Source organism: Corallococcus sp. AB049A (genome assembly GCF_003668885.1).
Lineage (GTDB): Bacteria > Myxococcota > Myxococcia > Myxococcales > Myxococcaceae > Corallococcus > Corallococcus interemptor.
Window position 1 is genome coordinate 1 of the sequence record NZ_RAWL01000307.1, and the last position, 10,691, is coordinate 10,691.

Below are 10,691 nucleotides of genomic sequence, written 5' to 3' on the forward strand. Positions count from 1 at the left end.
GGAGATGGGAGAGGCCTTCCGAAGACTCACGGTCGTCGCGCCTCCGGCCGACGAAGGCGCCCCCGTTCGTGCTCCGCCGCCGCCCGCCCGGCACCCGCCGCCCATGGGTTCGGTGGCGCTCGTCTTCACCGACATCCAGGGGTCCACGCGGCTGTGGGAGCGCTGTGGCCAGGCCATGCGCGACGCGCTGGAGCTGCACGACGGCGTGCTGCGCGCGCTCCTGTCCGGCACCAACGGCTACGAGGTGAAGTCGCAGGGCGACGCCTTCATGGTCGCCTTCGCGTCTCCGGTGGAGGCCGCGCTCTGGTGCCTGCGCGCGCAGGAGGCGCTCTTGAGCGCGAGCTGGCCGGAGGCGCTGCTGGACGAACCGGACGCGGCGCAGGAGCACGCTCCCGAAGGCCTGACGCACCGGGGCCTGCGCGTGCGCATGGGCGTGCACGTGGGCGAGCCCGACTACCGCCTGGATCCGGCCACGCACCGGCTGGACTACCTGGGGCCGCCGGTGAACATCGCGGCGCGCGTCGCGGGCGCGGGACACGGCGGACAGGTGCTGCTGAGCGGCGCGGCGTGGGCCCGCGTCCAGCCGGAGCTCGCGTCGCTGGGGATGCCCATCGCGCGCCCCCTGGGGGCCTACCGCCTGCGCGGCGTGAGCGACTGCGTGTCCCTGGTGGAGCTGTTGCCCGCGTCGCTCGCGCACCGGCGCTTCGGTCCCCTGCGCGCCCAGCGGGAGCGGCCCGGCAACCTGCCCGCGCTGCGGCAGGACCTGGTGGGGCGCGCGGAGGAGCTGGAGACGCTGCGGCAGTGGATGTCGGAGGGCGCCCGGCTGATCACCATCCTGGGCCCGGGCGGCATGGGCAAGACGCGGCTGGCCACGCACTTTGGCGCGCTGGAGTCCGACGCGGGCGCGTGGGAGGGCGGCGTCTGGCGGTGCGACCTGGAGGAGGCGCTGACGGAGGAGGACCTCTGCCACGCGGTGGGCCGGGCCCTGGGCGTGCCGCTGACCGCGGACGGAGACGGCAGCATGCCCGCGGAGCGGCTGGGGCGCGCGCTCGCGGGGTGCGGCGACGTGCTGGTCATCCTGGACAACGTGGAGCAGGTGGTGCGTCACGTGCCCGCGACGCTGGGGCACTGGCGGGTGCTGGCGCCGCGCGCGCGCTTCCTCGTCACCACGCGCGAGGCCCTGCGGCTGCCCGGCGAGCGCGTGCTGGACCTGGCCCCGCTGAGCCTGCCGGAGCCGGATGAGCGGTGCTGGGAGGCCATCCTGCGCTCGGACGCGGTGCGCCTGTTCGTGCAGCGGGCCCAGGAGACGCGCGGCGACTTCGTCCTGAGCGACGCGGAGGCCCCGCGCGTCGCGGACATCGTGCGGCAGCTGGACGGCATCGCGCTGGCCATCGAGCTGGCCGCCGCGCGCGTGAACGTGCTGGGCGTGGAGCAGCTGCGCGAGCGGCTGTCGAAGCGCTTCGACCTGCTGCGCGTGGGGCGGCGGGACGCGCCCGCGCGGCAGGCGACGCTGAGAGGCGCCATCGACTGGTCCTGGAACCTGCTGGAGCCGGCCGAGCGCGCCGCGCTGGCGCAGTGCTCGGTGTTCCGGGGCGGCTTCACGCTGGAGGCCGCCGAGGCCGTGCTGGTGCTGCCGGAGGGCTCGCCGGACGTGCTGGAGGTGGTGCACTCGCTGCGCTCGCAGTCGCTGCTGTGCGCGCGCGAGGAGGGGGCCCCCGGCGGCTTCCTGCGCCTGGGGCTGTACGAGAGCATCCGCGAGTACGCGGCGCTGCGCCTGAAGGAGATGGGCGACGAGGTGGCGTGCGAGGCCCGCCACGCGGACACCTACGTCCGGGTCGCGGGCCGGCTGCGCGAGCGCGTGCAGAAGACCGGAGGCGCGACGGCGCTGCGCAGGCTGGCCCTGGAGCGGGAGAACCTGCTGGCCGCGTGCGACAACGCGCTGGCCGTCCGTCCCGTGACCGCGGAGTCCCTGGGCCGCGCGCTGGAGACGCTGGGCGTGCTGGAGCCGGATGCGCGCACGCGCGGGCCGGTGGGCCTGCTGGTGGGGCGGCTGGAGCGCGCGCTGGAGGCGTCGTCGCACGTGGCCGTGGCGCCGCTGAAGCGCGCGGAGGCGCTCGCGGTGCTGGGCCGCGCGTACCTGGACGCGGGGCAGGCGGAGTTCGCGCGCCAGGCGCTGGAGGAGGCGCGCGGCATCTTCCACACGCTGGGCGAGGCGGCCTCGGAGAAGCGCGTGCTCGTGGACCTGTCCATCGTCGCGCGTCACGCCGGAGACGGAGCCGCCGCGTGGACGCTGATGCGCGACGCGCAGGCGCTGCCCTCCGGAAACGACCGCTGGCTGGAGGCCTACGCGGTGGGCAACCTGGGCCTCGTCGAACAGGTGCGCCACGGGCCCCAGGCGGCCATCCCGCACCTGCGCGCGTCGCTGGCGCTGTTCCACGAGGTGGGCGACGTGACGTTCGAGGTGGGCTTCCTCACCAACTGCGCGGTCGCCATCGGCGAGGCGGGCGACGGCGGCGAGGCCGTGATGCTCCTGGGCGAGGCGCTGGGCCGGGCGCTGAGCGTGGAGGACCGCGCGGGCCAGGCGCTCGCGCGGCTCAACCTGGGCTGCTACCTGATGGACGCGGGCGGCATCGCGGACGCGTGCGAGCACCTGGAGTCCGCGGTGCGCCTGTCCCGGCTCCTGGGGCAACGCCTGCTGGAGGGCACGGCGCTGGGGGAGCTGGGCCGGGCGTGCCTGGCGCGGGGTGACTGGAAGCAGGCGAGCACGGCGCTGACGGAGGCCATCTCCATCCTGGGCCGGGCGTCCCGCTGGCAGTCCCTGCGCTTCATCGCGCACCGGGCCGCGCTGGACGCCGCCCGCGGAGACCTGAAGGCAGCGCGCGAGGGCTTCGGCCTCCTGGACGCCAGCCCCGAGCTGCGTGAGGACCCTGCCCTCCTCCAGCTCGTGGACCTGCTCCGCGCCGCGCTCGACCTGGCTGAAGCCGACGCCGCGCCCTCGCCAGGCGCCGAGGGCGACGAGGCCCGGGCCAGGGCCCGCCGCCGCATCGAAGCGGCCCGTAACGCCCCGCGTGAGACGTCGTCGTCCGACATCCGCGGCGCGCTGCGCTTCCTGGAGGCCTGGCCCGGCCTCACGGATTCGCACCCGGAGGCCTGAAGCTTCGCTACGGCTTCGCGGCCGGCTTCGCGAAGCGGCGGAAGAAGCTGTCGTCGTTCCAGTACGGCCGGCCCGGAGCGTCCGCCACCGTGTTCGTCAGCGCGGTGAGGAACGTGATGAAGCGCGCGGCGCCCTCGTGGTCCACGGGCTGCTGCGCCAGGTCGTCCGACGGCGCGTGGTAGCGCTCGGTCAGCCACTGCTTGAAGATCTTCTCTTCCTCCGAACCCGGCGTGTAGCCGAACTTGAAGAACAGCGCGGGCACGCCCTCGCGGATGAACGAGTACTGATCGCTGCGCACGAACAGGTTGCGGTCCGGCTCCGGATCCGCGAGCACCTGCACGTCCAGCTTCGCCGCCACCTCCGCCAGCGGCACCGCGAGCGAGGACTCGTCCTTGCCATGCGCCACCACCGACGTGAACGGCCAGTGGGGCATGAACATGTCCAGGTTGAAGTCCGCCACGATGGACGTGATGGGCACCGGCGGCCGCGACGCGAAGTACTTCGACCCCAGCAGCCCCTTCTCCTCCCCCGTCACCAGCGCGAGCAGCACCGAGCGCTTCGGCGCCTCCTTCTGCGCATGCAGCTGCCGCGCGACCTCCAGCAGCGCCGCCACGCCGGACGCATTGTCCATGGCGCCGTTGTAGATGCGGTCCCCCTTCACCGGCTCGCCCACGCCCACGTGGTCCAGGTGCGCGCTGAGCACCACGTACTCCTTCGCGAGCACCGGATCCGAACCCGGCATGACGCCCACCACGTTCATGGACTTCAGCGGCTTCACGTCGAAGGCCAGCTTCGCCTTCATGCGCAGCGGGAGGTCGAACCTGGGCAGCGGCTTGTCCGCGTTGGCCAGCGCCACCAGCTCCTCGTAGGTGTGCGGCGCGCCCTCCAGCCACTTCCGCGACTGCGCGACGTTCACCACCACCGCGACCTTCATCCCGCGCGAGTCGTTGAGAGACGCATCCGTGAACACCACCGTGGGATTCTTGGCGGAGGCCACGGTGCGCTCCCAGGGCAGCTCCAGCAGCTTCGGGTTCTGGAGATACACCACCCCCACGACCCCCGCCGCCTTGAGCACCTTCATCCGCTCTTCCCACGAAGAGAAGTGCGACTTCACCGGCCCGGGGATGTTCCCCGGCCCGCCCTGGAGCATCACCACCGCCTTGCCCTTCAGGTCCAGGCCCGCGAAGTCGTCGTAGCCCAGCTCCGGGATGGACAGGCCATAGCCCACGAACACCAGCGGCGCGTCCACGGTGCCGTTGTCGCCCTGCCGCGAGGACAGCACCACGTCCTCGCCCTGCACCAGCGGCTGCGCCTTGCCGTCCTTCACCAGCGCGACGCTGGACCTGGACTCGATGAGGCGGCGCGACTGAAGCGCCATGGGCTGGAGGAAGCCTGTCTTCAACAAGGGCTTCACGCCCAGCGCGGCCAGCTCCTTGGACACGTAGCCCGCGGCCGTCGCGTAGCCCTTGCTGCCCGTATCGCGCCCCTCCATCGCGTCACTGGCCAGCACCTCCACGTGCTTCCACCAGCGGTCCTCGCCAACAGGAGGCTTGGATGCAGGAGGCTCCGCGGCGAAGGCCCCGGAGGAGACGAACAGCGCGAGCGCGGCGACGGATGAGACCCGGTTCATGCCCCGGAGCATCCAGGGCAAGGCCGGGTCATGCAACCCTCATCAGGCCTGCACGCCCAGCCGCCGGCCGCGAAGCTCCGAAAGGGTGCGGGCATCCAGCAGCACGGCTGATTTCTCCTGCGGGGACAGCGGCTCCACGCCGCCCGCCAGCAGCTTGCGCCGCGCGGAGGCCAGCGCCGCGGGGACGCTCGCCGCCGGGTGCGACTCCAGCAGCGCCAGGTGCAGCGCGTGCGCCCGAGGGTCGGTGAGCACGTGGTCCAGCGCGTCGTCCACCGGCTCCAGCTCCTCCTCCGCCAGCTCCTGCGCGCGCACCAGCACGGTGGGCGGCTGGACCTCTTCCGGGATGAGCAGCAGGCCCCGGCGCTGCAGCCACAGGCCCAGCGACGCACGGGAGGTGAAGACGGAGATGGCCGGGGCCAGCCACAGCCCCAGGATGACCGGCGACAGCCACGCCAGCATGCCCGGCGCCACCGCGACCGTGAGCACCGCGAGCACGACGCCAATCACCATGTGCCACTTGTGCCGGCGCAGCGCCTCCGGCCACGGCAGGTCCGTGTCCTCACGCTGCTGGCTGGACCAGTTCACCTTGTAGCCAAACAGCGTCCCGAACACGAAGTGCGACTGGAAGAGCATCATCACCGGCGCCATCAGCGTGGAGACGAAGCCCTCCAGCATCACGCTGAGCACCAGCTTGAAGCGGCCGCCCATGTTCGCGGCCTCTTCACGGTCCGCCAGCACCAGGCCCATGCCCATCAGGCGCGGAATCCACAGGAGCGCCAGCGACAGGGCCATCAGCCGCAGCGCGCCCACCGTGTCGAACGCGTCCCCGCCCGGCAGCGTGGCCTGGAACTCCATCAACGTCGCGGGAGCGAAGAACCACTCGTGCAGCGCGGCGAACAGGCCCGCCACCAGGAAGATGAGCCACAGGGGCGACGCCACGTAGGACATCACGCCCATGAGGAAGTGCATCCGGCTCATGGGGTGCAGGCCGCCCGCCATCACCAGCCCCAGGTGCTGGAGGTTGCCCTGGCACCAGCGGCGGTCGCGCTGCGCGTACGCCAGCAGGTCCGGCGGCGGCTGCTCGTAGCTGCCACCCAGCTCCGGCACCAGCCACACCGTGTAGCCCGCGCGGCGCATCAGCGCGGCCTCCACGAAGTCGTGGCTGAGGATGTGGCCGCCGAAGGGCTGCTGGCCCGGCAGCACCGGCAGGCCGCAGTGCTCGATGAAGGGCGCCATGCGCAGGATGGCGTTGTGGCCCCAGTAGTTGGAGTCCCCCAGCTGCCACGCCGCCGCGCCCGCCGCCACGATGGGGCCATACACCCGGCCCGCGAACTGCTGCAGCCGCGCGAACAGCGTGGAGCGCCCCACGTTCTGCGGCGGTACCTGGAGGATGCCCGCGCCGGGGTTGAGCTCCATCAGCCGCGCCATCTTCACGACGCTGTCGCCCGCCATCAGGCTGTCGGCGTCCAGCACCAGGAGGAAGTCGTAGCGGCGGCCCCAGCGCTCACAGAACTCCGCCAGGTTGCCCGCCTTCTTGGCCGTGTTGTCGGAGCGGCGGCGGTAGAAGATGCGCCCCTGCCCGCCCACGCGGCGGCACAGCTCCGACCACGCCAGCTCCTCCGCCACCCACGACTCCGCCTTCGTGGAGTCGCTCAGCACGTAGAAGTCGAACGCGTCCAGCTGCCCCGTCGCCGCGATGGACTCATACGTCGCCTGCACGTGCGCGAACACGGCGGCCGGGTCCTCGTTGTAGACGGGCATCACCACCGCGGTGCGGCGCGTGAGTGGCTCCGCGGTCTCTTCCTCCGTGGGCCAGCGCAGCCCCGGCACCCGCTGGTTGGACACCCGCTGGATGAAGCCCGCGACGCCGCTCCAGAATGACAGGGCGATCCACGCGAAGCACACCGCGAACAGGCCCAGCACGAACAGCTCCGGCACCGTGGTGCCGTGGGCCGCGAGCAGCCGGTGCATCTCCACGCAGGCGAACCCGGTGGACAGGGCGGCGAGCCCCAGCACCATCACGCGGCGCGGACGCGCCAGGGCCGGAGTGTAGGGTTGGGCGTTCATGCGGACTCCGGGCTCCCGTGCGGCTTCGCGAATGTGAGGTGCGCGCCCTAGCGCGACGGCGACACGCCGGCCTGGCCGGCGGCCGGACGCAGCCAGCGGCGCAGCATGTCCATGAAGGGATTGAGCACGAGCTGCTGCTCGCGCATCTGGCAGGGCACCTCCGCCGGGGCGGACATGGGCACTGCTTCACACACCGCGCGGCGCCACGCGTCCGGCAGCGAGGACGGAGCGCGCATCAGCACGTCCGCGCCCCAGCGCGCGCCGCCCACCAGCACGAACGCGGCCCGGCCGCGCACCAGCAGGGACGGCCCCACGTGCGCGGGCCCCAGCACCTCCGCCAGCCACCCCTCCACGCGCCACCGCGCCAGGGCCAGCGCGGCCTCCGGAGACAGCGTCAGCTCACGCGTGCCCAGGACCCAGCCCGCCAGCTTCTCCAGGTCCTGCCGGCCGGTGAAGCCGAAGTCCTGGAAGAAGTTCACCAGGGCGGCCTGGGTGTCCGCACGAGCCGCCTGCGGCATCGCCGGGGCGAAGGAGATGAACGGGTGCGTGGTCACGGAATCCACAGGTAGCTCCAGGTCTCGGTGAGGGTCTCGGAACCGCGTTTGAGGAAGCAGCGCAGCTCGACGGGGCCTTCTCCGTCGGGCATGAGCTCGAAGGCCGCGCGGAAGCCACCGGTGACGGCGTGGACCTCCGCGCGCGGGTGCAGCACCTGGCCACGCGAAGCGGTGACGACCGCCTCCACCGGGCCGGTGCCCTCCGTGCTGGCCTTCGTGAAATCAAGGACGAAGCGGCGCGCGCCCGGCTTGCTGCCCGCCGCCACACGCGTCGCCGCGACGGTGGAACCGCCGGCCTTCACGCCCTCGGGGTTGAAGCCCCAGGACAGCCGGTAGGCGAAGTGAAGCTGTGCACCCGCCTGCACCGGCGCATCCGGCACCCAGAAGGCCACGATGTTGTCGTGGATCTCCTCGCGCGTGGGCAGCTCCACCAGCCGCACGGAGCCCGCGCCCCAGTCACCCACCGGCTCCACCCAGGCGCCGGGGCGGCGCTCGGAGCGCGCCTCCAGGTCCTCGTAGCTGCTGAAGGCCTGGTCGCGCTGCAGCAGGCCGAAGCCCGCGAGCCCGTCCGTGTGGAAGCTGCTCGTCTGGATCTGCTTGGGGTTCTTCAGGGGGCGCCAGAGCTTCTCGCCGTTCTTCATCCATACGGAAATCCCGTCGGAGTCGTGGACCTCCGGGCGGAAGTCGTCGAAGCCGCCCCGGTCGTTCTCCCCGAAGAGGAACATGCTGGTGAGCGGCGCCACGCCCAGCTGACGCACCGGCTTGCGCACGAACACCGTGGACTCCACGTCCATCACGGTCCGCTCACCGGGCCGGATGGCGAAGCGGTACGCGCCCGTGACGCTGGGGCTGTCCATCAGCGCGTGCACCACCACCGTGTCCGAGCCCTTCGCCGGCGTCTCCAGCCAGAACTCGCGGAACGTGGGGAACTCCTCGCCCCCCGGCTGCGCCGTGTCGATGGCGAGCCCGCGCGCGGACAGGCCGTACAGGTTGCCCTTGCCCAGCGCGCGGAAGTAGCTGGCGCCCAGGAAGACCACCAGCTCGTCGTAGTAGTCCTTCGTGTTGAGCGGCGCGTTGAGGCGGAAGCCCGCGAAGCCGTTCACCTTGCCCTTGGGCGGACTGCCCACCAGGGGCCCGTAGGCGAACTGATCCGTGGAGAAGGGCACCGGGCGCGCCTTGCCGCCCTCCACCACGTTCACGCCCACCGGGCGGGTGTAAAAAAAGCCGGGGTGGAAGAACTGCGCCCGGAAGGGCAGCCCCTCCGCGCGCCACAGCGAGGCGGCGTCACGGAAGCGGATGTCCCGGTACTGATCGTAGGTGAGCTTCTCGAAGGACGGCGGCACGCCGACGGGCGCCTCCTGGTACGGCTTGGCCGCCAGGGCGCGGGCCTTCTCCTCCACCGTCGCCGCGGAGAACCCGGACGAGGCCTTCGCCGCCGTCCCCGCCTTGGGCTGCTGGGCACACGCCAGCGATGCCGCGCACAGCCCCATCCCCCAGGCCATCCCCACCGTCTGTCGCTGCCACCGCTTCAAGTCCCGCTCCTCCCAGGGCCCACCGCCCACGCCAGTACGGCGCGACGCGGCAAAGGCTAGCAACGGTTGTGCCAGGCGGCAGGTGCTGGGAGTTTTCCCAGTCATTCCAAGGACCTGCCCATTCCGGGGTCCGGAGCGGATGATTGGCGCTCCAATGATTCCGCTCGCTTGAGAGGGCGGCCTGGAGGGAGGCTGCCGGCGCCTGGATTGGGGGGTTGTGGACGATGGGGACAGGCGGCCAACAGCCCTGTCCGAAATCTCCACAGGCATGGGGGGCAGGCGGGCGGGAAGGATTTCCCGGGACATTGCCCCCCATTGCAGGCAGTGTGGCTCACGCCCTGGGCGGCACCGGGAATCGTTCCGGACGCGCAGGGGTTCCAAGACGTTCGCAGGTGCCTCGGGCCGTTGATTGGCCTGACCGCGTACCGCCAGGCGCCCCCGTATTCCGCGGGAGAGCGCGCTGCGCGGTCGGTCCCCCAACTGAGGGGGAGTGCGCCCACCCTTCTCATGCGGGATTTCATGACTTTCGATGAACTGCTGTTGACTGATTCGCTCCTCAAGGCCGTCAAGGCCGAGGGCTACACCACGCCCACGCCCATCCAGGCGAAGGCGATTCCCCATGCCCTCGCGGGCAAGGACGTGCTGGGCGTGGCCCAGACGGGCACGGGCAAGACGGCGGCGTTCGCGCTGCCCATCCTCCAGCGCCTGTCGGCGAAGGCGCCCGCGGGCGGCGCGCGTCCGGTGCGCTGCCTGGTGCTGACGCCCACGCGTGAGCTGGCCAGCCAGGTGAGCGACAGCTTCGTGACCTACGGCAAGAACCTGCCCCTGCGCCATGCCGTCGTGTTCGGCGGCGTGGGCCAGAATCCGCAGGTCCAGGCGCTGCGCCAGGGCGTGGACATCCTGGTGGCGACGCCGGGGCGCCTGCTGGATCTCATCGACCAGGGCTTCGTGACGTTGCGCGCGCTGGAGGTGTTCGTCCTGGACGAGGCGGACCGCATGCTCGACATGGGGTTCATCCACGACGTGCGGCGGGTCATCAAGGTGCTGCCGCAGGTGCGCCAGACGCTGTTCTTCAGCGCGACGCTGCCGCCGGACATCATGGACCTGGCGCGCAACATCCTGAAGGACCCCGTGCGCGTGGAGGTGTCCCCCGCCTCCAGCACGGCGGAGACGGTGAGCCAGCAGGTGTACTTCGTGGAGCGCGAGGAGAAGCGCGCGCTGCTCACGCACCTGCTCCAGGACGCGAAGACGATTCCGCGTGCGCTCGTGTTCACGCGCACGAAGCACGGCGCCAACCGCGTGGCCAAGCAGCTCACGGCGGCGGGCGTGCGCGCGGACGCCATCCACGGCAACAAGAGCCAGAACGCCCGCGAGCGCGCGCTGGACGAGTTCCGCGCCGGCACCCTGCGCGTGCTGGTGGCCACGGACATCGCGGCGCGCGGCATCGACATCGACGGGCTGTCGCACGTGTTCAACTACGACCTGCCCAACGTGCCGGAGCAGTACGTGCACCGCATCGGCCGCACGGGCCGCGCGGGCGCCAGCGGCCAGGCCGTGTCCTTCTGCGACTCCGAGGAGCGCGCGTACCTGCGCGACATCGAGCGCACCATCCGCCGCAGCGTGCCGGTGGTGGCGGACGCCGCCTTCCGTTCGCAGCTGCCCCCTCCCCTGCCCGGTGACGTGGAGGAGAGCCGTCCGCCCATGAACCGTGGTGGCCGGGGCCAGTCGCGCGGCGGTGGCGGTGGCGGCGGCGG

6 protein-coding genes are annotated in these 10,691 nt (G+C 72.1%); 2 read left to right on the plus strand and 4 right to left on the minus strand.

Annotated features, from left to right (window positions below; translation table 11 throughout):
• Positions 1 to 4: 4 nt before the first annotated feature.
• Positions 5 to 3,154 carry an adenylate/guanylate cyclase domain-containing protein gene (locus D7X55_RS27515; protein WP_121724606.1) on the plus strand — a complete coding sequence of 1,050 codons (3,150 nt, stop codon included), beginning with the start codon at positions 5 to 7 and terminating at the stop codon, positions 3,152 to 3,154.
• A 7-nt stretch (positions 3,155 to 3,161) separates the two neighbouring features.
• Here D7X55_RS27515 and D7X55_RS27520 read toward each other — a convergent pair whose 3' ends face one another.
• The 4 genes from D7X55_RS27520 to D7X55_RS27535 are packed head-to-tail and all read right to left on the minus strand — an operon-like array spanning position 3,162 to position 8,895.
• Entirely contained in the window at positions 3,162 to 4,784 is a 1,623-nt protein-coding gene (locus D7X55_RS27520; protein WP_121724607.1) for a M28 family metallopeptidase, read from the minus strand.
• Between the two features lie 42 nt (positions 4,785 to 4,826).
• The gene (gene mdoH / locus D7X55_RS27525; RefSeq protein WP_121724604.1) at positions 4,827 to 6,851 is read right to left on the minus strand and encodes a glucans biosynthesis glucosyltransferase MdoH; all 2,025 of its coding nucleotides are present in this window, start codon (positions 6,849 to 6,851) and stop codon (positions 4,827 to 4,829) included.
• Positions 6,852 to 6,898: 47 nt separating this feature from the next.
• Positions 6,899 to 7,414: a hypothetical protein gene (locus D7X55_RS27530; RefSeq protein ID WP_120551058.1), complete on the minus strand. Its 516-nt coding sequence runs from the start codon at positions 7,412 to 7,414 to the stop codon at positions 6,899 to 6,901.
• Positions 7,402 to 8,895, minus strand: coding sequence for a glucan biosynthesis protein (locus tag D7X55_RS27535; RefSeq protein ID WP_199747165.1), 1,494 nt, complete (start codon positions 8,893 to 8,895; stop codon positions 7,402 to 7,404). The genes D7X55_RS27530 and D7X55_RS27535 overlap by 13 nt, the downstream gene beginning before the upstream one ends.
• Before the next feature lie 561 nt (positions 8,896 to 9,456).
• Here D7X55_RS27535 and D7X55_RS27540 point away from each other — a divergent pair.
• Positions 9,457 to 10,691: DEAD/DEAH box helicase (locus D7X55_RS27540; protein WP_233610102.1), on the plus strand; the 1,235-nt coding region annotated here is incomplete at its 3' end.